Source organism: Tessaracoccus sp. SD287 (genome assembly GCF_017355265.1).
Taxonomy (GTDB): Bacteria; Actinomycetota; Actinomycetes; order Propionibacteriales; family Propionibacteriaceae; genus Aestuariimicrobium.
The window spans coordinates 153,996-174,464 of sequence record NZ_JADIJQ010000001.1; the positions used below are offsets into that span (position 1 = coordinate 153,996).

The 20,469-nt window shown below is 70.2% G+C and carries 18 protein-coding genes; 3 read left to right on the forward strand and 15 right to left on the reverse strand.

Annotated features, from left to right (window positions below; genetic code table 11):
- Positions 1 to 6: 6 nt before the first annotated feature.
- The 4 genes from rny to IPV09_RS00730 form a co-directional block, all read right to left on the reverse strand.
- Entirely contained in the window at positions 7 to 1,671 is a 1,665-nt protein-coding gene (gene rny / locus IPV09_RS00715) for a ribonuclease Y (protein WP_370590163.1), read from the reverse strand.
- A gap of 135 nt (positions 1,672 to 1,806) precedes the next feature.
- On the reverse strand, positions 1,807 to 2,310 hold the full coding sequence (locus IPV09_RS00720; protein WP_207472935.1) for a regulatory protein RecX: 504 nt from the start codon (positions 2,308 to 2,310) through the stop codon (positions 1,807 to 1,809).
- A gap of 26 nt (positions 2,311 to 2,336) precedes the next feature.
- Positions 2,337 to 3,383 (reverse strand): recombinase RecA, encoded by a 1,047-nt coding sequence (gene recA / locus IPV09_RS00725; RefSeq protein WP_207472936.1) that lies wholly within the window; start codon positions 3,381 to 3,383, stop codon positions 2,337 to 2,339.
- A 198-nt stretch (positions 3,384 to 3,581) separates the two neighbouring features.
- The gene (locus IPV09_RS00730; protein WP_207472937.1) at positions 3,582 to 3,776 is read right to left on the reverse strand and encodes a DUF3046 domain-containing protein; all 195 of its coding nucleotides are present in this window, start codon (positions 3,774 to 3,776) and stop codon (positions 3,582 to 3,584) included.
- Positions 3,777 to 3,868: 92 nt separating this feature from the next.
- On the opposite strand from IPV09_RS00730, the gene IPV09_RS00735 reads away from it, so the two are divergent.
- Entirely contained in the window at positions 3,869 to 8,389 is a 4,521-nt protein-coding gene (locus tag IPV09_RS00735) for a DEAD/DEAH box helicase (RefSeq protein ID WP_242681026.1), read from the forward strand.
- Positions 8,390 to 8,553: 164 nt separating this feature from the next.
- Positions 8,554 to 9,318 carry a DeoR/GlpR family DNA-binding transcription regulator gene (locus IPV09_RS00740; RefSeq protein ID WP_207473049.1) on the forward strand — a complete coding sequence of 255 codons (765 nt, stop codon included), beginning with the start codon at positions 8,554 to 8,556 and terminating at the stop codon, positions 9,316 to 9,318.
- Between the two features lie 71 nt (positions 9,319 to 9,389).
- Here the strand turns inward: IPV09_RS00740 and IPV09_RS00745 are convergent, their stop codons facing one another.
- From IPV09_RS00745 to IPV09_RS00795, 11 genes are all read right to left on the reverse strand, one after another.
- Positions 9,390 to 9,659 carry a helix-turn-helix domain-containing protein gene (locus IPV09_RS00745; RefSeq protein WP_207472939.1) on the reverse strand — a complete coding sequence of 90 codons (270 nt, stop codon included), beginning with the start codon at positions 9,657 to 9,659 and terminating at the stop codon, positions 9,390 to 9,392.
- Positions 9,660 to 9,756: 97 nt separating this feature from the next.
- Positions 9,757 to 10,239: a CinA family protein gene (locus IPV09_RS00750; RefSeq protein ID WP_207472940.1), complete on the reverse strand. Its 483-nt coding sequence runs from the start codon at positions 10,237 to 10,239 to the stop codon at positions 9,757 to 9,759.
- A gap of 5 nt (positions 10,240 to 10,244) precedes the next feature.
- Positions 10,245 to 10,856: a CDP-diacylglycerol--glycerol-3-phosphate 3-phosphatidyltransferase gene (gene pgsA / locus IPV09_RS00755; protein ID WP_370590164.1), complete on the reverse strand. Its 612-nt coding sequence runs from the start codon at positions 10,854 to 10,856 to the stop codon at positions 10,245 to 10,247.
- Positions 10,853 to 12,286, reverse strand: a complete 1,434-nt coding sequence (gene rimO, locus IPV09_RS00760) for a 30S ribosomal protein S12 methylthiotransferase RimO (RefSeq protein ID WP_207472941.1) — start codon at positions 12,284 to 12,286, stop codon at positions 10,853 to 10,855. Before rimO ends, pgsA begins: the two co-directional genes overlap by 4 nt.
- Before the next feature lie 55 nt (positions 12,287 to 12,341).
- Positions 12,342 to 12,836: a methylated-DNA--[protein]-cysteine S-methyltransferase gene (locus IPV09_RS00765; RefSeq protein WP_207472942.1), complete on the reverse strand. Its 495-nt coding sequence runs from the start codon at positions 12,834 to 12,836 to the stop codon at positions 12,342 to 12,344.
- The gene (locus tag IPV09_RS00770) at positions 12,833 to 14,332 is read right to left on the reverse strand and encodes an Ada metal-binding domain-containing protein (RefSeq protein WP_207472943.1); all 1,500 of its coding nucleotides are present in this window, start codon (positions 14,330 to 14,332) and stop codon (positions 12,833 to 12,835) included. The genes IPV09_RS00765 and IPV09_RS00770 overlap by 4 nt, the downstream gene beginning before the upstream one ends.
- A gap of 56 nt (positions 14,333 to 14,388) precedes the next feature.
- The gene (locus tag IPV09_RS00775) at positions 14,389 to 15,207 is read right to left on the reverse strand and encodes a hypothetical protein (protein WP_207472944.1); all 819 of its coding nucleotides are present in this window, start codon (positions 15,205 to 15,207) and stop codon (positions 14,389 to 14,391) included.
- The gene (locus tag IPV09_RS00780) at positions 15,162 to 15,596 is read right to left on the reverse strand and encodes a hypothetical protein (protein WP_207472945.1); all 435 of its coding nucleotides are present in this window, start codon (positions 15,594 to 15,596) and stop codon (positions 15,162 to 15,164) included. The genes IPV09_RS00775 and IPV09_RS00780 overlap by 46 nt, the downstream gene beginning before the upstream one ends.
- 194 nt (positions 15,597 to 15,790) lie before the next feature.
- Complete coding sequence (locus IPV09_RS00785; RefSeq protein WP_207472946.1) at positions 15,791 to 16,315, reverse strand: metallophosphoesterase family protein; 525 nt, start codon at positions 16,313 to 16,315, stop codon at positions 15,791 to 15,793.
- Positions 16,316 to 16,342: 27 nt separating this feature from the next.
- Positions 16,343 to 18,865 carry a DNA translocase FtsK gene (locus IPV09_RS00790; RefSeq protein ID WP_207472948.1) on the reverse strand — a complete coding sequence of 841 codons (2,523 nt, stop codon included), beginning with the start codon at positions 18,863 to 18,865 and terminating at the stop codon, positions 16,343 to 16,345.
- Between the two features lie 66 nt (positions 18,866 to 18,931).
- Entirely contained in the window at positions 18,932 to 19,897 is a 966-nt protein-coding gene (locus IPV09_RS00795; protein WP_207472950.1) for a thiamine-phosphate kinase, read from the reverse strand.
- A gap of 96 nt (positions 19,898 to 19,993) precedes the next feature.
- Here IPV09_RS00795 and IPV09_RS00800 point away from each other — a divergent pair, with 96 nt between their 5' ends.
- Complete coding sequence (locus IPV09_RS00800) at positions 19,994 to 20,458, forward strand: DUF3515 family protein (RefSeq protein WP_207472952.1); 465 nt, start codon at positions 19,994 to 19,996, stop codon at positions 20,456 to 20,458.
- Positions 20,459 to 20,469: the final 11 nt, after the last annotated feature.

The following is a 20,469-nucleotide window of genomic DNA, read 5'->3' on the forward strand; positions in this document are numbered from 1 at the left end:
GGGGCGTCAGTGTGCTGTCTGGGTCGCCCGTGACTCGCGGACGACCGTGACCCGGATCTGGCCGGGGTAGGTCAACTCCTCCTCGATCGTGCGAGCCACTCCCCTGGCAATGGCCTGCGCGCCCAGGTCGTCGACCTCTTCGGGCAGCACCATGATGCGCAGTTCCCGGCCCGCCTGCATGGCGAAGGCGCGATCGACACCCGGCTGCTCCATGGCAATGTCCTCGAGGCGCTGCATGCGATGCATGTGGGCCTCCAGGGACTCGCGGCGGGCACCGGGGCGCGACCCGGAGATGGCGTCGGCGGCCTGCACCAGCAGGGCCTCGACGGTGCGCGGCTCGATCTCGTTGTGGTGGGCCGCGATGGCGTGGACGACGTCGTCGTGCTCACCGTGGCGACGGCACAGGTCGGCACCAATCTCGGCGTGCGGGCCCTCGACCTCGTGGGTCAGCGCCTTGCCGATGTCGTGCAGGAAGGCGGCGCGCTTGCTGGTGGTCGCATCGAGGCCGAGTTCATGGGCCATCATCCCGGCCAGGTGCGCCGACTCGACCATGTGGGCAAGCACGTTCTGCCCGTAGGAGGTGCGGTACTTCAGCGACCCCAGGATGGGCACCAGGTCGGCGTCGAGGTCGGTGATGCCCACCTCGGCCAGGGCATCCTCGGCGGCACGGTGGCAGCGTTCGTTCACCGTGTCCAGGCTGCGCGCATGCATCTCCTCGATGCGTCCGGGCTGGATGCGTCCGTCGGCCACGAGCGCCTCCAGGGTGACCCGGGCCACCTCGCGCCGCACCGGGTCGAAGCTGGACAGCAGCACCGTCTCGGGCGTGTCGTCAATGAGCACGTTGACGCCGGTGACCTGCTCGAAGGTGCGGATGTTGCGCCCCTCCCGGCCAATGATGCGACCCTTCATCTCCTCGCTCGGCAGGTGCACGGCGGTCACGACCGCGTCAGCGGTCTGGTCGGCCGCCAGACGCTGGATCGAGGTGGTGATGATGCGGCGGGCAATGCTGTCGGCCTCGCGAGCGGTGTCGCGCTCAATGTCACGGACCACCCGCGCACTGTCCAGCCGGGCATCGTGTTCGGCCCGCTGCAACACCTCGGCGCGGGCCTGGTCCGCGGTCAGGGCGGCCACCCGCTCGAGTTCGGTCCGGGCTCGCGACTGTTCCTCAGCGGTCTCACGCTGCGCCTGCGCCACCGCCCTCTCCGCCTCCCCCAGGGACTGTTCCCGGGACGCGTGGTCCTGTTCACCCTGTTCGAGACGCTGCTCACGACGTGTCATGAGCTCCTCGCGCCGGGTCAGCTGCTCGTGGATCTCAATCTGTGAGTCCCGTTCGCGTCGGGCCAGCCCGTCAAGGTCCTCACGGTCGCTCTTGACCAGGGCAGCCGCCGCACCCAGTTCCTCGCGGCGAACCTCCAGTTCGTCGTGACGGGCCAGCAGTTCCTGGTGCAGCGCCTCGAGCTCCACCTGGCGGGCCTCGAGGTCGGCAGCGCGCTGGTCAATATGGGCCGCTCGGCCGGCCACGGCGTCCCGCTCGGAGGCAAGGTCGGCCAGGCCCGCCCGGTGTTCCTGGCTGGCGGCGGTCTTGCCGAGGCTCACCCGTCGCAGCAGCACCAGCAGGGAGAGCAGGCAGGCGACGAGCAGAATGATGATGACGACCTCTACCCAGACCACGGTGCACCTCGCTGCCCTCGCGGGTGGCCGACGCAACTGCCGGACGGCCTGCCCGAACACCCCGGTGGGTGCCTCCCCACACTAGTCCTGACAGTGTGCGGTCCGAGCCAACCAGGCGCCCCCACCGCCCGCCCCTCAGAACGAGTCGGGTTCCGACTCCGCGGCGGCGCCGCTGAGCACCCTGGCAACCACCGAGTAGACGACCTCCGGACCGTAGCCGCGGCGCGCCAATGCACCCGCCAGTCGACGCCGGATCACCACCGGGTCGGTGACCGACCCCATCGTCCGCAGCTTCTTGCGGGCCAGGTCGGTGGCAGCGGCCACCTCGTCGTCGCGTCCGACCGCGGAGGTTGCCTCCAGGATCACCTCACTGGCCACGCCCTTGCGCCGCAACTCCTCACTGAGGGCGCGCCGCGAGAGCCCCCTGGTCCGGTGCCGCGAGCTGACCCACTGCTCGGCAAAAGCCTGGTCGTCGACCAGGTCCAGCTCGCTGAACCGGTCCAGCAGGGTGGTGGCCACCTCGGTGGCCACCCCCTTGGCCGCCAGCGCCTGTTCGAGCTCTGAGCGGCTGTGCGCTCGCAACGACAACCGGCGCAGGATGATCTCGCGGGCCACCTCCAGCTGTTCGGCCGGGGTCAACCCCGGGCCGTCCTGGTCCGGGGAGCTCAGAAGTCGACCTCACCGGTCACCGGGTCGACGCCCTCGGGCACGTCCTGGCCGCCGTCCAACCCCAACGCCTTGCGGATGCGCGTCTCGATCTCATCGGCGATCGCGGGATTGTTCTTCAGGAAGTTGCGGGCGTTCTCCTTGCCCTGGCCCAGCTGTTCACCCTCGTAGGTGAACCAGGCGCCGGCCTTGCGAATGATGGCGGCGTCGACGCCCATGTCAATCAGCGAGCCCTCACGGCTGATGCCCAGGCCGTAGATGATGTCGAACTCGGCCTGCTTGAACGGCGGGGCCACCTTGTTCTTGACCACCTTGACGCGGGTGCGGTTGCCCACCGATTCGGTGCCATCCTTGAGCGTCTCGATGCGACGCACGTCGAGGCGGACCGAGGAGTAGAACTTCAGCGCCCGGCCACCGGTGGTGGTCTCGGGCGAGCCGAACATGACGCCGATCTTCTCGCGCAACTGGTTGATGAAGATCGCCGTGGTGCCGGCCTGGCTGAGTCCGCCGGTCATCTTGCGCAACGCCTGGCTCATCAGTCGAGCATGCAGGCCGACGTGGTTGTCACCCATCTCGCCCTCGATCTCGGCCCGCGGCGTCAATGCCGCCACGGAGTCGATGACGATCAGGGTCAGCGCCCCCGAGCGCACCAGGGTGTCGGCGATCTCGAGAGCCTGCTCGCCGGTGTCGGGCTGGCTGACCAGCAGCGAGTCGGTGTCGACACCCAGCTTCTGCGCGTAGTCGGGGTCAAGGGCATGCTCGGCGTCGATGAACGCGCAGATTCCACCCTGGGCCTGGGCCTGGGCGATCGCGTGCAGCGCCACCGTGGTCTTGCCGCTGGACTCGGGGCCGTAGATCTCCACCACACGGCCGCGGGGCAGCCCACCGATGCCCAGGGCAACGTCGAGGGCGACCGAGCCGGTCGGGATGAAGGCGATGGGCAGCCGGGTCTCGTCACCGAGACGCATCACTGAGCCCTTGCCGTGGGCCTTCTCGATCTGCGAGAGCGCGGCCTCAAGGGCCTTCTGGCGGTCTGCAACTGCCATGAGCAGTTCCTTTCAAGCGGCCGTCGCGTGACGGCGGGTTCGTGGTCCGGTGATGACGACCCTAGGTGGGTCCTGCGACAAATCGTGTGACCAGGGGTCTGACTGTGGACAACGAAGCCTCGTCACATTTCTTCTGTGGACACCACACTACCGAACGGGTGTTCGATTCAAAAGTTCTGGCTCGGCGTGTCGCAATTCTCAGCGTTCGCGAGCGGGGAGTTCCAGCGCTCGCCACACGGCCCGCCAGATCCTCTTGCTGGGCAGGCCGGCCTCGAGCGACTCGACGACGGTGCGTCCGTCCAGTTCGACCAGACTGTGCTGCTCGGCCCAGGTGCGGACATAGCCATCCCCCAGGTGACGCTCCAGGCGCTGCCACAGTTCTGCTTCTCGCACCGGTCAAGACTAGCGCGCAGGGCACCGAGCAGCGGTCATCGGCTGGTCACGAAGTGCGGCGTTTGTCGCAGCCGGGTGCCACCATGGCAGACATGAATTTCACGACGGCGGGCCCTGACGTGCTGAGTCGATTCGGCGCACCCACCCAGTCGTGGTTCCGCGATGCCTTCGAGGCACCCACCCCGGCCCAGGTCGCCGCCTGGTCATCGGTGCTCGCCGGCCGGAACACCCTGCTGGTCGCACCGACCGGCTCGGGCAAGACGCTGGCGGCCTTCCTGGCCAGCCTGGACCGGTTGGCGGCACGTCCTGCCGAGCAGGTCGACCGCGCACGTCGGGAACGCAAGGTGCAGGTGCTCTACATCTCGCCGATGAAGGCGCTGGCCAGTGACGTCGCCCGCAACCTCACCGCCCCGCTGCGGGGGATCTCACTGGCAGCCGAACGGCTCGGCCTGGCCGCTCCCGACATCACCGTCGCCATCCGCTCCGGTGACTCCACCAGCACCCAACGGCGCCAGCTGGTGGCACACCCGCCCGATGTCCTGATCACCACCCCGGAATCGCTGTTCCTGTTGCTGTCGAGCCAGGCCCACACCATGTTCAGCGAACTGCACACGGTGATCATTGACGAGATCCATGCCCTGGCCGGCACCAAACGGGGGGTCCACCTGCAACTCTCGCTGGAACGCCTCGAGGCGATGACCCCGGCGCCGTTCCAGCGCATTGGACTGTCCGCCACCGTGAACCCCGCCTCGGTGGTGGCGCGGTTCCTGGCCGGTGATCGCCCCATCGACGTCCTGGAACCGACCCCCGACAAGAACTGGCAGCTCAGCGTGGAGGTGCCGGTCGAGGACATGACCGACCTGAGCCTGCCGACCGATGCCGATGGCACCAACGAACCGAACCGGTCGATCTGGCCCTTCCTCGAACAGCGGCTGCTCGACCTGATCGACAGCCACCGCACCACGTTGTGCTTCGTGAACTCACGGCGGGTCGCCGAACGGTTGACCGCGCACCTCAACGAGCTCCACGCGGCCCGCCTGGGTGCCGAGTTGGACCCAGACGCGGCCCCGCCGGCGCAGGTGATGGCCCAGTCCGGGGCCTCGCTCGGAGTGGACGAGACCGAGTGGCCGGTGATTGCCCGCGCCCACCACGGGTCGGTCTCCAAGGAGCGCCGGGCCGAGATCGAGTCCGACCTGAAGTCCGGGCAGTTGCCGTGCGTCGTGGCGACCTCCTCGCTCGAACTGGGCATCGACATGGGCAGCATCGACCTGGTCGTCCAGGTCTCCTCCCCCCCGGCGGTCTCCTCGGCGCTGCAGCGGGTGGGTCGTGCCGGTCACCAGGTGGGTGCGGTGTCCACCGGGATCATGCTGCCCACCCATCGCAGCGACCTGCTGGAGGCCACGGTCGTGGTGCGCGAGATGCTCAGCGGTGGCATCGAGCCATTGCACGACCTGCGCAACCCGCTCGACGTGCTGGCGCAGCACCTGCTCTCGATGGTCATCGACAGCTCCACCACGGCGGCCCAGGCCTACGATCTGGTGCGTCGCTGCGAGGCCTACTCCGGGCTGTCCCGTGCGGTCTTCGACGGCGTGGTCGACATGTTGGCCGGGCGCTACCCCAGTGAGGACTTCGCCGAACTGCGTCCGCGACTGGTCCACGACCGCCTCACCGACCTGCTCACCGCCCGTCCGGGGGCCCGCCGCCTGGTCACCACCAGCGGCGGCACCATCCCCGACCGGGGACTGTTCGGGGTCTTCCTGGTCGGTGAGCCCGGCACCCCCGGACGCCGGGTCGGTGAACTGGACGAAGAGATGGTCCACGAGTCGCGGGTCGGTGATGTCTTCACCCTGGGCACCAGTAGTTGGCGCATCGAGGACATCACCCCCCACCAGGTGCTGGTGACCCCGGCCGCCGGTCTGCCGGGACGCCTGCCGTTCTGGAAGGGTGACCAGGCCTGGCGCCCGTCCGGGTTGGGACGCGCCATCGGACGGTTCGTGGACGACCTCACCGCCAACCAACCCACGGCGCTGGAGGCACTGCAGCGGCTGGATGAGCGTGCCGTCGCGAACCTGCGCGCGCACCTGGCCGAACAGCGTGAGGCCACCGGAGTCGTTCCCAGCGACACCTGCCTGGTGGTGGAACGCTTCCGTGACGAGCTCGGCGACTGGCGGGTGGTCGTGCACTGCCCATGGGGTGCGGCCGTGCTCACCCCATGGGCGCTGGCCATCGAGGCGCGGGCCCGTCGCGAGTTCGGCAACGAGGTGCGGGCGTGGGCGTCCAACGACGGCATCGTGATCAGCGTCCCGGACACCGCCGATGCGCCGGGCCTGGAACTGCTGGACGGGGACGTCGACCAGGTCAGCGAGCTGGTCACCGACGAGGTCTACGGCTCGGCCCTGTTCGCGGCCCGCTTCCGGGAGTGCGCCTCCCGCGCGCTGCTGCTGCCCCGACTCGACCCGGGACGTCGAACCCCGCTGTGGCGCCAGCGCCAGCGGTCCGCCCAACTCCTGGAGGTGGCCAGCAGGTTCCCCGACTTCCCCATCGTGCTGGAGACCTTGCGGGAATGCCTCGAGGACGTCTTCGACCTGCCCGGCCTGGTGCAGCTGCTGGGCGGCATCGCCGCCCGGACGATCCGACTGGTGCTGGTCGACACCGAACGCCCCTCCCCCTTCGCGCGCAACCTCATGTTCGGCTACGTGGGCGAGTTCCTCTACGACACCGAGCAGCCGCTGGCCGAACGCCGGTTGGCCGCGCTGAACGTCGATGCCACGCTGCTTGCCGAACTGCTCGGTCGCGATGGCGCCGAGGCGTTGCTGGACCCGACCGCACTCGCCCAGGTGGAGGCCGACCTGCAACGCACCAGCGAGCCCTCCCGGGCGGGTTCAGCCGAGCAGTTGTGGGACATCGTGCGCACGATCGGTCCGTTGACGCTCGAGGAGTGCGCCGAGCGCTCCGACCCCTCGGCAGCTGCGGCCGAGTGGGTGGCGGCCCTGGTCACCGACCGTCGACTGGTCGAGGTCAGGCTGGGTGGCCGGACGATGCTGTGCACCGTCGAGGACATCCCCCTGGTCCGTGACGGATTCGGCGTGCCCTCACCGCCGGGGTTCGGCGAGGTCGGCGGCCCCGGTCCCGAGGCATCAGTCGACCGCCTGGTCCTGCGCCAACTGCGCAGCCGCTGCGGGGTGAGCGCCGAGTTCCTGGCCGAACGCTGGGCTGTGGGCGTCGCGACCATCACCGACGCCCTGCACCGACTGCAGGGCGAGCAGGCCCTGGTCAAGGTGGAGCGGCAGTGGTGGCACCCCGATGTGCTCGCCCGGGTGAAACGGCGCACCCTGGCACTGCTGCGCGCCGAGGTCGAGCCGGTCGAACCGGCGCAGCTGGCCCGCTTCCTGGCGCAGTGGCACGACGTCGATCCCGCCGGTGCCGACCCGTCACCCGTCGACCAGGATGCGTTGCTCGCGGTCGTCGACGCCCTGGCCGGGTGGCCGCTGCCGATGTCCATGCTCGAATCGGTGGTCCTGCCGACCCGGCTGGGCGGCTACCAGCCGCACCTTCTCGACCAGGCCATTGCCTCGGGCCACGTCGTCTGGACCGGCCAGGGGGCGATTGGCACCAGCGACGGTTGGGTGCAGCTGTGGCCGGCCGACCTGGTCCTGGCCGTCCCCGATGCCGACCTGGTGGCCGGACTGGCCGAGCCGTCCCGCAGACTGCTGGAACGGCTGGCGGCCGGCGGGGCGTGGACGCTGGCCGAGCTGGTCGAGCGCCAGCCCACCGCCAGCGACGCCGACGCCCTGTGGGAACTGGTCTGGGCTGGTCTGGTCACCAGCGACGGACTGCAGCCGTTGCGCGACCTGGGGTCCAGCCGCGGCGGGGCGCCGGCGCTGCGCACCCCCACCCGCGCCCGGATGCAACGCCGCTCCCTGCCACGCATGGTGCGGATGCCCGGGCTGCCCGTGGTCGGCGGGCGCTGGACGGCGGTCCGACCGGCGCAGAGCGATCCCGTCCAGCAACGCCTCGAGCAGGCCATGATCGCCCTGAACCGCCACGGTGTCCTCACCCGCGGGGCGTGCGCTGCCGAGCCGTTCTGGTCCAGCTTCCAACCGGCCTACCAGGTGCTCGCCCGCCTCGAGGACCAGGGTGCGGTCAGGCGTGGCCACATCGTCGCCGGACTCGGGGCGGCACAGTTCGCCCTGCCCGGCGCCATCGATCGACTGCGCGCCACCGATTCCGCGGAGTCCGCCACCGCGTTGGTGCTGGCCGCCTGCGACCCGGCCAACCCCTACGGGGCTGCGCTGCCCTGGCCCGCGACCGCGGGGCACCGGCCGAGCCGCAAGGCAGGGGCACTGGTCGTCCTGCACGACGGGCACCCGGCGCTGTTCGTCGAACGAGGCGCCCACACCCTGCTCAGCTTCCCCCATGCCGCCGATCCCTCGACCGTGCAGGCGGCCCTGGTGGCGGTCGCCGAACGGATCCGGGCCGGCAACCTTGGAGCCACGACGATCAGCCGGGCCGATGGGCAGGACGTGCTGGGTCATCCCAGCTGGGGGCCGATGCTGGAGGCAGCCGGCTTCAGGATGACGCCCCAGGGGTACCGGGTGCGACGCGAACGCTGAGGGGATGCGCTCACCGGCACCCCACCGGCGTGTTCGTATGCGCAGCGACTTCGCTTGAATCGCTCACTGGCCTATGCTCGTGTCATTCACGTCTGCCACTGATTCAGTGAGGAATCACGATGCCCCAGACCCACGACTCGCCCTCGGCGGTCCGTTCCCATCGGATGGTGCGACTACTGCAACTCGTCGCGGAGCGGGGTGACGTCCAGTTGCGTGACCTGGCGGAGGAGTTGAACGCCTCGGCGGCCACCATTCGCCGCGATGTGGGCGCCCTGGCCGAGCAGGGCCTGCTGATCCGCACCCATGGCGGGGCCTCGGCCAGACGGTCCGGGGGCGAACTCCCGGTGAACCTTCGCGGCGGCCGCAACACCCTGGCCAAGCGCGCCATCGCGCGGGTCGCCGTCGACCAGATCCCGGTCGGACGTCACGCCGTCGCCATGACTGGTGGCACCACCACCACCGAGGTGTTGCGCGCCCTCGACCGTCGGCGCGACCTCACCATCGTGACGAATTCCGTGGGTCTGGCCATTGAGGCCGCCTCGCACGGCCAGAACCGGGTGCTGATCGCCGGGGGCATCCTGCGCGCCACGTCCCTGGAACTGGTGGGCTCGCTGGCCGAGTCGACCTTCCGGCAGATCAATGTGGGCACCGCCATCGTCGGCTGTGACGGGGTGAGTCTGCACGGCGGGCTGACCACCCACGATGACGTCGAGGCCAGCACCAACCATGCCATGATCGAGCGCGCGCAGACGGTCATCTGCGTCGCGGATGGCAGCAAGATTGGCGTGGCCACCCTGGCCCGGCTGGCGGAACTGTCCGACGTGGACATGCTGATCACCGACTCCACCGCTGACGCCGAGGAACTCGCCCGCATCCGCGGGGCAGGGGTGCAGGTGGTGGTGGTCGAGGTCGACCGCGACGCACGCTGATCGCCGGGTGCTACAGGACGAACGGCCGCCCGGGGCAGGAATGCCCCGTCGGCCGTTCGTGGTGTGGGTGCTCAGGCCGCCTTGGCCAACCGCGTCTTCAGCTCCGCAGCGGCGAGCTTGTCGCTCACCGTCATCAGCACCGCCGACAGGGGTACGTGCAGGGCTGCCGCGATCGAGCCGAGCAGCTCACTCGAGGCTTCTTTTTGTCCACGTTCAACCTCGGACAGGTATCCCAGGCTCACCCGCGCGGAGGTGCTCACATCACGCAACGTGCGTCCCTGTGAGAAGCGCAACTCGCGCAGTGTCTCACCGATCAATTCTCGAACCAGCACAGGCTTCATGTCGTCCGCCCTTCCTGCGCCCTGGGCCGGGAATGGACCAGTCGCACTGGGTACAACGCGCACCGAAGGGATTGCATTCCCACAGGGACCCTCGTGCTCATTCCAGTGCGGAGACGACCAGGTCGATCATGGCGGCGACGGTCGCCTGTCGAATAGCCGACCTGTCACCATCCAGGACCAGATGTTCCACGGTGACCTGGTCGCGGCTCGCCACGGCGACGAACACGGTGCCGGGCTGGACCCCGTCCTGGGGGTCGGGGCCGGCGACGCCGGTGCAGGAGACGACCAGGTCGGCCCCGGTCCGGTCGCGGCCGCCCTCGGCCATCGCCTCCGCGGTGGCTGCGTTGACCACTCCCATAGCGGCGATCTGGTCGGCGTCGACCCCCACCAGATCATGCTTCAAACGGCTGGCATAGGTGACCAGACCGCCGAGGTAGCTCACCGAGGCGCCCGGCACGGCGGTGAGGACCGCGCCGAACAATCCCCCGGTCAGGGACTCGACGCTGGCCAGGGTGACCCGTCGGCGGGCGAGGGCGGCCAGCAGATCTGCGGCACGGGACTCCAACTCGTCGGGCCCCATCCTGCTCAGAATCCCGCGGTGCGCGAGGCGCGGGCCTGGCTGCGTACCCTGGCGGCCTGTCGCACGTAGTCGATGCCGGTGACCACGGTGAGGATGAACGCCACCGCCATCAGCGTCCAGCCCAGCCATGCCACCACCGGCGGCTGCTGCGGAAGCCAGGTCAGGTACACGATCAGGGCCAGTGACTGGGTGACGGTCTTCAGCTTGCCGCCCTTGTTCGCGGCCATCACGAAGTCGTACTTGAGCAGGAACTGGCGCATGATCGTGATGCCCCACTCACGCACCAGGATGATGATGGTCACCCACCACTGCAACTCGCCGATGATGCTCAGTCCGATGAAGGCCATCCCGGTCAGCGCCTTGTCGGCAATGGAGTCGAACAGCTTGCCGAAGTCGGTGATCAGGTTGTACTTGCGGGCGATCCTGCCGTCGGCGGCGTCGGTCAGGATGGCCAGGATGAACACGCCCGTGGTCCAGTAACGCCAGTCCTGCTCGTGGGGATGGGCCAGGAGCATCCAGCCGAAGACCGGCACCGCGGCGACCCGCAGCGCGGACAGCAGGTTGGGCACGTTCCAGATCGAGACCCGTCTGGCTGGCGTCGGCGTGGACTCGCTCACGCGACAGCCTCACCGGTCAGGTCCACACCCTCGGAATCGACGATGGCGGCGACCACGAAGTCGCCGACCTGGGCGGTGCAACCGGGAAGGGTGACGGTGCCGTCCACCTCGGGGCCCTGGAACTCGGCGCGGCCCACGGCAGCCTCGCCCTCGCGGCCCTCCACCAGCACGGTGGTGACCTCACCGATGCGATCCTCGGCGCGCTGCGCGCACAGTTCGGCGGCCAGGTCGGACAGTTCCGCGGCCTGTTCCTCGATCAGGTCCTGGTCAAGGTGGCCATCCATGGTGGCCCCCTCGGTGTTGTCCTCATCGGAGTAGGCGAAGACCCCGACCACGTCGAGGCGGGCACGGATCAGGAAGTCCTTGAGGACCTCGACGTCCTGCTCGGTCTCACCGGGGAACCCGGCAATCACATTGGAACGAATGCCGGCATGGGGCACCTGGGCGCGAATCATGTCGATCAACCCCAGGAAGGACTCCGCATCGCCGAAGCGGCGCATCCGGCGCAGCAGCGGCCCCGAGGCGTGCTGGAAGCTCAGGTCGAAGTAGGGCACGACCTTGTCGGTCGAGACCATGGCGTCGATCAACGTGGGACGGATCTCGGCGGGCTGCAGGTAGGAGACCCGAATCCAGTCGAGGCCGTCAACCGCCGACAACTGGCCCAGCAGCTTCTCCAACAGGCGGATGTCGCCCAGGTCCTTGCCGTAGGACGAGGAGTTCTCACTGACCAGGAAGACCTCGTTGACGCCGTGGTCGACGAGCCAACGGGCCTCCTCGACGACCTCCTCGGGGGTGCGCGACAGGTACGAGCCGCGGAAGCGCGGGATGGCGCAGAACGAGCAGCGACGGTCGCAACCCGAGGCGATCTTCAGCGGCGAGTAGGGGCTGTTGCCCAGACGCTTGCGCAGCGTCCGGGGTCCGGTGGCCGGGATGACGTCGGCGGGCAGGTCGGCGTGGCCGGGGATGGCCACCCCCGCCGCGGCCTCGCGCCGCTTCACGGGGCTGATCGGCAGCAGGGTGCGTCGGTCGCGGGGGGCGTGGGCCTCGATGTGGCCGCCGTTGAGGATCGTGGTGAGACGGTCAGCGATGGTGGCGTAGGAGTCGAAGCCGAGCACGGCGTCAGCCTCGGGCATGGACTGGGCCAGTTCGGAGCCGTAGCGCTCGGCCATGCAGCCCACTGCCACCACGGCCTTGGTCTTGCCCTGGCCCTTGAGGTCGGCGGCCTCCAGCAGGGTGTCGACCGAATCCTTCTTGGCCTGTTCGACGAAGCCGCAGGTGTTCACCATGACGGCATCAGCCTCGTCGGCGTCGGCGACCAGACGGAACCCGCCGGCCTCGAGTCGTCCGGCGAGTTCTTCGGAATCAACCTCGTTGCGGGCGCAGCCGAGCGTGACCAGGTGCACGTTGGTAAGAGTGGACATCGCATTCATTATGCGCCTTGGGTCCCCATTCACCCCAATCGAGCCGGGTCCGCCCGTGCCCGGCTCACCCCAGTGATCGCTCGAAGTCCAGCATGGCCTGCTTGATGGCCACCCCGTAGCGGAAGCCGCCCAGACCGCCGTCGGTGCGCACCACCCGGTGGCACGGGACGAACAGTGCCGCCCGGTTGGTGGCGCAGGCACTGGCCGCGGCCCGCACCGCGGCCGGCCGTCCGGCGGCTGCGGCCAGTTCGGTGTAGCTCACGGTCCGCCCCGCGGGCACCCGGCGCAGCGCCTGCCAGGCGGCGGTGATGAACGCGCCGCCGCGCTGGTCGACGACCACTGCGTCGAGGGCGGCGGTGTCCCCGCCGAAGAACCGGCTGATGGCGTCCGCGGTGTCCGGGTCGTCCCCCTCGGTGACCGGTGCCGCGGAGCCGGCCAGCGCCCGCAGGTAGTCCGGGTCGCTCGTCCAGCCGCTGCTGATGACGGCGCGCTCGTCGCGGAGCCAGCCGAACTCGCCCATGGGGGTGCTGGTGGTGGCGAAGGTGAGGGTGGTGGTCATGGTGTCTCCGGTAGGGTGTGTGTCATCCGCAGCGTCGGGGCGAGCCGCCACAGGTGCATGGTCAGGTAGGAACGCCACGGTGCGAAGGCGTGGCTGTCGGCCAGGTCGAGGTGCTTCAGGACGCGTCGGACCACCAGGTCGGTGTCCAGCAGCACGTCCGGGTCGCCGAGTGCGCGCAGGGCCACGTAGCCACCGGTCCAGGGCCCGATGCCGGGCAGCGCTTCCAGCGCCGCGCGCGCCGCGCGTCGGTCGACCCCGGCCGCCAGGGCGACCCTGCCCTCGGCCAGGGCCGCGGCCAGACCGACCAGGGCGCGTCCGCGTGCCCGCGGCATGGCCAGGGTCGCCGGGTCGACGGCGGCCAGTGCCTGCATCCGGGGAAAGCAGTGGCTCAGCTGGTGCCCCCACCGGGCGGCGGTGGCGACCAGGGACGGTTCCAGGGGTTCGCCGTGGTCGGCCACCAGTCGGGCGGCCACCGTCACCGCCCCGGCCAGGGACACCTGCTGTCCGATCAGGCAGCGCACGGCCAGTTCGTCGGGGTCGGGGGTGCCCGGAAGCCGGATGCCGGGAACCTCGCGGAGTTGTCGCGCCAGCGGGGCGGGGGCGTCCCCCGCGGTGAGCACCTCGTCAATGGCGACGGGGTCGGCGTCCAGGTCGAACCAGACCCGAATGCGGGTGATGAGCGTGCCCAGGTCGCGCCAGTCGGCCAGCGCCACCCGGGCGCACAGCCCGGCGCCGTCCGGTTCCACGGCGACCACGCCGTGGCCGCGCGGCAGCACCACGGCGCGGGCGAATCGCTGCGGACCGCCCGATTCCAGGCCGGTCACGGTGCGGGTGGCCAGGAAGTCCATCAGGCCCGCCCCGTCAAAGGGTTGCCGGACCGGCAGCTTGAGCAGCAGTCCCCCGTCGGCGGCGACGGCGGCTGGCGCGCCCCGGCGTCGACGCAGCGCGGTGGGGCTCTGGCCATAGACCTCGCGGATGGTGTCGTTGAACTGACGGATGGAGCTGAAGCCCGACTGGAAGGCGATGCTCGAGGCGCTGAGGTCGGTGGTCTGCAGCAGGATCCGTGCGGTGTGGGCGCGTCGGGTGCGGGCCAGCGCCAGCGGTCCGGCGCCGGCATGGCGTTGCAGCACCCGTTGCACCTGCCGGGACGAGTAGCCCAGACGTGCCGCCAGACCCGGCACCCCGTCCCGGTCGACCACACCGTCGGAGATCATCCGCATGGCGCGGGCGGTGACGTCCTCACCGACATTCCACAGCGGCGAGCCGGGGATGGCGTCGGGCTGGCAGCGGCGACAGGCCCGGAAGCCGGCCGCCTGGGCGGCGGCGGCGGTGGGGAACCAGTGACAGTTCTCCGGCCGGGGGGTCCGCGCCGGGCAACTCGGACGACAGTAGATGCCGGTCGTGGAGATGCCGGCGAAGAACCACCCGTCGAAACGCGCATCGCGGCTCGACAACGCGCGATAGCAGGCATCGGCGGCAGGCAGGGTGATCGTCACGACTCCAGTGTGCCCCAGCACGACAGCCGTGCTCTGGCGGGAATCGGACACTGCGGTCAGGGGGTCTCGCCCAGCGCCACCTGCTGGCGGCGGCCGCGCCAGTCACGCCAGGTCAGGGTCGGACCTGCCCGGCCGGTGAGCGCCGGTCGCAGGATGAACGAGGTCGTCGACGAACGCCGGCGCAACTCCACCCGATCGGCCTGGCCGCCGGTGATCGCCACCTCGGTCTGGGCCCCGTCCAGGGAGAACACCATGCCGCCATCCTGCAGCGGCACCCGCCAGACATCGGGGTTGTCCTGGTGGCGGCGCCCCTCGCGCTTGGCGCCGTGCTCGCGCACCCCCAACCGCCCGTCGACCAGGTAGGCCCAGATGCTGGGCTGACGTCGGAAGCGGGCTCCCCTGCCCCTGCTCTCTGGCCAGACGATGAGCGTGCCGTCCTGCTGGCCGCCGACCACGGCGGCGTAGACATTGCTGGGTGTCGTCCGGGTCAACCCGACGCTCCAACGACCCACCTGCACCGGGGTCGCCACGTTGTCGGCGTGGCTGCCGTGCAGGTGCAGCCAGGTGACCGGGGTGATGATCACGACCTGCAGCATCGCCTCGACGCTGGTGGGGTCGACGAATCGCAGGATCTGGTTGCCGTCCAGACGGGTCAGTCCGAGCAGGACGTCGCGGTGGAAGCAGGCCAGGTACTGCGGTCCGAGTCCTTGCAGCAGGTCGACCCGCACCGTCCCGGTGGGATCACCGTGGACCAGCCGGGTCGCGACGATCTGCAGGTCCCCGTAGGGGGTGCGCGCGGTCGGCGCTCGGCCCCCATCGCCGAGGCCGGTCACCAGCTGCCAGCCGGCCACGCCGAGGGCAGCGGCGGCACCCACCCCCACGCCAGCGGTGAGCAGTGACCGGCGGGTTCGACCGCGCGCCGCCTGCTCGTCAATCTCGTCCAGGGCGAGCCCCACCGACGGCGCCACCCGCTGTCGGCGACCGCCGTCAGCGCCTCCGGGTCGGGGTCGGCGCGCCGGGCATGGTGCCACAGCTGTTCCCGCAGCATCCGCCGCGCCTCGGCGGCGTCCAGGTCGGTCCAGCGTCGACCCACGTCGGCATAGGCCTGGGTCTCCACCCGGGCCGACAGCTCGGTGTCACCGGTCAGTGCGTAGGCGAGCCTGGACGACTGCTCGCTGGTGTCCGCGACGAAGTCCGCGAAGTCGCCACCCTCATGGTTCGCCTCGTCAAAGTCCACCCCGTCAAGTCCGCGGCGACGTGACATGTCTCGAGCATGCCACTGCGGTCGGCACCAGACCAGTGCCCAGCCCAGATGGATGACCCTTCCGCCGCCGATTACCCGGGTTGCGCAGATCTACCCTGAGTGCTCCTCGGGTAGATCGGGCCATCCCGGGTAGATCGGGCCATCCCGGGTAGATCGGGCCATGCTGGGTAGATCGCCCTGTCCCGGCGCACCAGCTACCTCCCCCGGACCCGCCAGGACTCGTCCACCGGCACCAACCTGACGTCGCGCAACTGGCCCGCGTCGGCGGTGGCGGTGAGGAAGGTCCCGTGGGGCTGGCGTCGCCGATCCGTGGGCGAGCCGGGGTTGAGCAGCCGCATCCCTGCGGGTGTGAGGCTGTCCCAGGGGATGTGGCTGTGGCCGAACACGAGCAGGTCCGTGTCGGGAAAGGTCTGGTCCATCCGGCGTTCGCGCCCGGCCGCCTGCCCGGTCTCGTGGACCACCGCCACGCGCAGGCCCTCGATGGTGGCGGTGGCGACCTCGGCAAGCCGTTGACGCAGCGGGGCGCCGTCGTTGTTGCCCACCACCCCCAGCAGTCGTCGGCTCCGCGCCTCGAGTTCGTCCAGGAGTGAGAGGTCCACCCAGTCCCCGGCATGGATGACGACCTCGGCCGACTCGATGGCCGCCCAGAGCTCGGGTGGCAGGTCGCGGGCACGTCGGGGGACGTGCGTGTCGGCCAGGATCACCAGGGATGTCGGCATGGCTGCACCCTCCTCACGCCAGCAGGCTCAGCCCTGCTGCAGGTTCACCAGGACGCCCTCCAGGTCGTCCGGCTTGACCAGCACCTCACGCGGCTTGGACCCCTCGGAGGGTCCGACGACGCCGCGGGTCTCCAGGATGTCCATCAACCGTCCGGCCTTGGCGAAACCGACGCGCAGCTTGCGCTGCAGCATCGAGGTCGAGCCCAGCTGCAGCTCGACGACCAGGCGGGCGGCGTCCAGGACGAGTTCCAGGTCGTCGCCGATGTCCTCGGCGGGCTTGGCGGTGCCGCTGGCCGGCGCGACGACGTCGGTGCGGTACTGCGGCTTGACCTGGTCCTTGATGCTGTCGGCGACATTGCGAATCTCCGACTCGGTGACCCAGGCGCCCTGGACGCGCACCGGCTTGGAGGCGCCCATCGGCAGGAACAGTCCGTCACCCTGGCCGACCAGCTTCTCGGCGCCGGGCTGGTCGAGGATCACCCGGGAGTCGGTCATCGAACTGGTCGAGAAGGCCAGGCGGCTGGGCACGTTGGCCTTGATCAGGCCGGTGACCACGTCGGTGGAGGGACGCTGGGTGGCAAGCACCAGGTGGATGCCGGCGGCTCGCGCCAACTGGGTGATCCGGACGATGGAGTCCTCGACGTCGCGGGGGGCGACCATCATCAGGTCGGCCAACTCGTCGACGACCACCAGCAGGTAGGGGTAGGGCACCAGGTCGCGATCGCTGCCCTCGGGCAGCTTCACCTGGCCCGCCCGCACCGCCTTGTTGTAGTCGTCGACGTGCCGGAAGCCAAAGTTGGCCAGGTCGTCGTAGCGCATGTCCATCTCACGCACGACCCACTGCAGCGCATCGGCGGCCTTCTTCGGGTTGGTGATGATCGGGGTCACCAGGTGCGGGATGCCCTCGTAGTGGGTCAGCTCCACACGCTTGGGGTCGACCAGGATCATCCGCACCTCGTCGGGGGTGGCGCGCATCATCACCGAGGTGATCAGGGAGTTGATGAAGCTGGACTTGCCCGACCCGGTGGCACCGGCCACCAGCAGGTGCGGCATCTTGGCCATGTTGGCCACCACGAAGCCACCCTCGACGTTCTTGCCGAGGCCGACGGTCATCGGATGGTGGTCGTTCATGGCCTTCGGGGAGCGCAGGACGTCGCCCAGGGAGACGACCTCCTTGTCCTGGTTCGGGATCTCGATGCCGATGGCCGACTTGCCGGGGATGGGCGACAGGATCCGCACGTCGGGCGAGGCCACCGCGTAGGCGATGTTCTTGCTGAGGGCGGTGACCTTCTCGACCTTGACGGCGTGGCCGAGTTCGACCTCGTAGCGGGTGACCGTCGGGCCGCGGGTGTAGCCGGTGACGGTGGCGTCGATGCCGAACTGGGTCAGCACCTCGGTGAGCCGACCGACGACCGCGTCGGAGGCGGCGCTGCGGGCCTTGGGTGTGCTGCCGGGCTTCAGCGTGGCCGGGTCGGGCAGCAGGTACTGCACGTCGCCGGTCAGGGTGTGCTGCTCGACCCGTCCGGTCGGTGCCGGGGAGTGCTCGGGGGCGCTCGGCTCGGGCCTGGCCGCTGCCGGTGCCAGCCCGGCGGTGGTGGGAGCCCCACCCGGTTCGGGGGCCGTGTTGAACGCGTCCAGGTCGAAGACCTCGTCGCCGCCGACCTCAGCGCCGACCGCGGCGCCCGGGGCAGGGAAGGTCAGGACGTCGGTGGCGTCATCCTCGTCGTGGTCGTCCTCGTCATGGGGGGTCTCGTCGCGCAGCAGCGGACTGTCATAGGCCTGGTCGACGCCCAGTTCGAGCTTCGGCGGGCGGGGACGGGCGGCGCGGTGCTCGCTGGCCCTGAGCCGGGCGGCATGGATCCGGTCGCCGATCTCGTAGAGCGGCATGCCGATGATGACCACCAGACCGAACAGGGCCATCAGGACCAGCAGCGGGATCGCCACCCAGCGGGTGAGCAGTTCGGTGAACATGCTGGAGGAGATGTAGCCCAGGGCGCCGCCGGCGGCGCGCAGGGCAGGCTGGTCGGCCGGCGTGGGCAGGCCGCGGACGATGTTGACCAGGCCGAGCACGCCGAACAGGGTGCACGACCAGCCGATCAGTTGCCGGCCGGTGGCGCCATTGCGTTCGGGGTGGCGCAGGGTGCGGTAGGCCATGGCCAGGAAGCCGAGCGGCAGGGCGTAGCTCACGGCCCCGAAGACGGTGGCGAATCCGACATGGATCCAGGTGCCGACCGGGGCCGGCAGCCCGTACCAGAACTCGGCGGCGGTGACGATGGCCAGGCCGAGCAGGAACAGGCCCTGGCCGTCGCGGCGCACCTGCGGGTCAATGTCCTCGACACCCTCGCCGAGTCCGCGGAAGGCATTGCCCACCAGGTGGGCCAGTCCGCGCCACAGGGCGGCGACACCGCGGAAGAAGGGATTGCCCTGGGACTGCCGCGCTGGTTTCGCGGCAGGTCGTCGGGTGGTTGTCTTGCTTCCGGACGACCGCGAACCGGAAGAGCGCGTGCTGCCGCTCTTGGCCCGCGGTGGGGAAGACACGCGGGTCGCCATGGGTCGTAGGCTACCGACCGGGCAGCTGGTCTGGCGACTGCCACACCGGGCAGGCCTGATCAGGGATCAGCTGAAGTGGTCCCATCCGGCGGGCCCCTCGGGGGCGGTCCCGTCGACCAGGACCATCGGCTCCATCCCTCCGGGCACCCGCCTGACCTCACCGATCACGGTCCAGCCCTCGGGGACGAAGCCCGGGTCGAACGTGGCCACCAGGCCCTGGTCCTCACCCCCACCCAGGGCGAAGGTCAGCGGATCAACACCGGTGGCCTGGCCGACCACCCGCAGCGGCTCGTCGATGGGCACCAGGCTGGTGTCCAGGTCGATGACCACCCCCGAGGCGCGGGCAATGTGGCCAAGGTCCCCGCGCAGGCCGTCGGAGATGTCGATCATGGCGGTGGCCCCCGACTCGGCCGCGATCCGACCCTGGCCGTAGGGCACCTGGGGCATGCGCTGGGCCATCACGGCCGCGCGGGGTGAGCGGAATCCGCGTTGCAGGGTGGTCAGCCCGGCGGCCGCCCAGCCGAGTCGTCCAGCGAAGGCCACCAGCTGGCCGGGACGGGCCCCCGACCTCAGCACGGGGGCGAGTCCATCGGTCTCGCCGATGACGGTGACCGAGATGCTGATGTCGGCCGAACGGGTGGTGTCCCCGCCGACCAGCACCAGATTGGCCTGGGCAGCCTCCTCGGTGATGCCCACCATCAATTCGCGTACCCACGCGACCGGGGTGTGCGGCGGCGCGCCCAGCCCGATCACCATCGCCACCGGACGCGCCCCCATGGCCTCGATGTCGGAGGCGTTGACCGCCACGGCCTTGTGACCGATCTCGCGCGGCTCCGACCAGTCCCGGCGGAAGTGCACCCCCTCGACCAGCATGTCGGTGCTGACGACCGCCGAGCCGCTGACCAGGAAGACCGCGGCATCGTCCCCCGGTCCGACCGACACCGCCGGTGAACTGGGCAGGTCGGCCAGCAGGTCTCGCAGCAGCCCGAACTCGCCGATCTGCCCGAGGGTGGTTTCCTGGGTCTGCGCCATCAACGCCTCCTGCTCGCACGGACGGCGGCCGCCGCGGTCCGGTGCTCCACGCTACCGTGGGCGTGTCGAGGCAACCATTCGCGAGCAGGAGGTCAGATGCGACCAGGGGTGTTGGCCACCACGATGGCGCTGCTCGTCGCAGGGTTCAGCGGTGGGTGCAGCGCCGGGCCGCCGACCCTGGCACAGCCCTCGCCCTCGGGTGCGGTGGCCAGCCAGTGTGCCAGCGTGATGACTGCGCTGCCGCAGCAGGTGATGGGCCAGGGCGAGCGCGTCGTGACCGGCAACATCGCCACCTGGGGCCAGGCCCGGATCAGCCTGCGCTGCGGTGTCGAGCAGCCCGCGGGACTCGACCGGACCAGTCCCTGCGACGAGCTGAACGGAATTGGCTGGTTCTCGGAGGAACCGGGCACCGCACTGGACGAGGCCTGGCGGTTCACCACCATCGGACGCACGGGTTTCATCGAAGTGGTCGTCACCGAGGATCTCGAACCCGCCGGTGACGCACTGATGGACCTCAGCGCGGCGGTGGCGAAGATGGCGCTGGTCACCCCCTGCGCCTGAGGGCCGGCAAT

What these genes read in the sequence shown, in the direction of transcription:
- recA (WP_207472936.1), bottom strand. Translation starts at nt 3,383, where the DNA reads ATGGCAGTTGCAGACCGCCAGAAGGCCCTTGAGGCCGCGCTCTCGCAG.
- IPV09_RS00735 (WP_242681026.1), top strand. Translation starts at nt 3,869, where the DNA reads ATGAATTTCACGACGGCGGGCCCTGACGTGCTGAGTCGATTCGGCGCA.
- IPV09_RS00740 (WP_207473049.1), top strand. Translation starts at nt 8,554, where the DNA reads ATGGTGCGACTACTGCAACTCGTCGCGGAGCGGGGTGACGTCCAGTTG.
- IPV09_RS00745 (WP_207472939.1), bottom strand. Translation starts at nt 9,659, where the DNA reads ATGAAGCCTGTGCTGGTTCGAGAATTGATCGGTGAGACACTGCGCGAG.
- IPV09_RS00750 (WP_207472940.1), bottom strand. Translation starts at nt 10,239, where the DNA reads ATGGGGCCCGACGAGTTGGAGTCCCGTGCCGCAGATCTGCTGGCCGCC.
- rimO (WP_207472941.1), bottom strand. Translation starts at nt 12,286, where the DNA reads ATGAATGCGATGTCCACTCTTACCAACGTGCACCTGGTCACGCTCGGC.
- IPV09_RS00765 (WP_207472942.1), bottom strand. Translation starts at nt 12,836, where the DNA reads ATGACCACCACCCTCACCTTCGCCACCACCAGCACCCCCATGGGCGAG.
- IPV09_RS00780 (WP_207472945.1), bottom strand. Translation starts at nt 15,596, where the DNA reads ATGTCACGTCGCCGCGGACTTGACGGGGTGGACTTTGACGAGGCGAAC.
- IPV09_RS00785 (WP_207472946.1), bottom strand. Translation starts at nt 16,315, where the DNA reads ATGCCGACATCCCTGGTGATCCTGGCCGACACGCACGTCCCCCGACGT.
- IPV09_RS00790 (WP_207472948.1), bottom strand. Translation starts at nt 18,865, where the DNA reads ATGGCGACCCGCGTGTCTTCCCCACCGCGGGCCAAGAGCGGCAGCACG.
- IPV09_RS00795 (WP_207472950.1), bottom strand. Translation starts at nt 19,897, where the DNA reads ATGGCGCAGACCCAGGAAACCACCCTCGGGCAGATCGGCGAGTTCGGG.
- IPV09_RS00800 (WP_207472952.1), top strand. Translation starts at nt 19,994, where the DNA reads ATGCGACCAGGGGTGTTGGCCACCACGATGGCGCTGCTCGTCGCAGGG.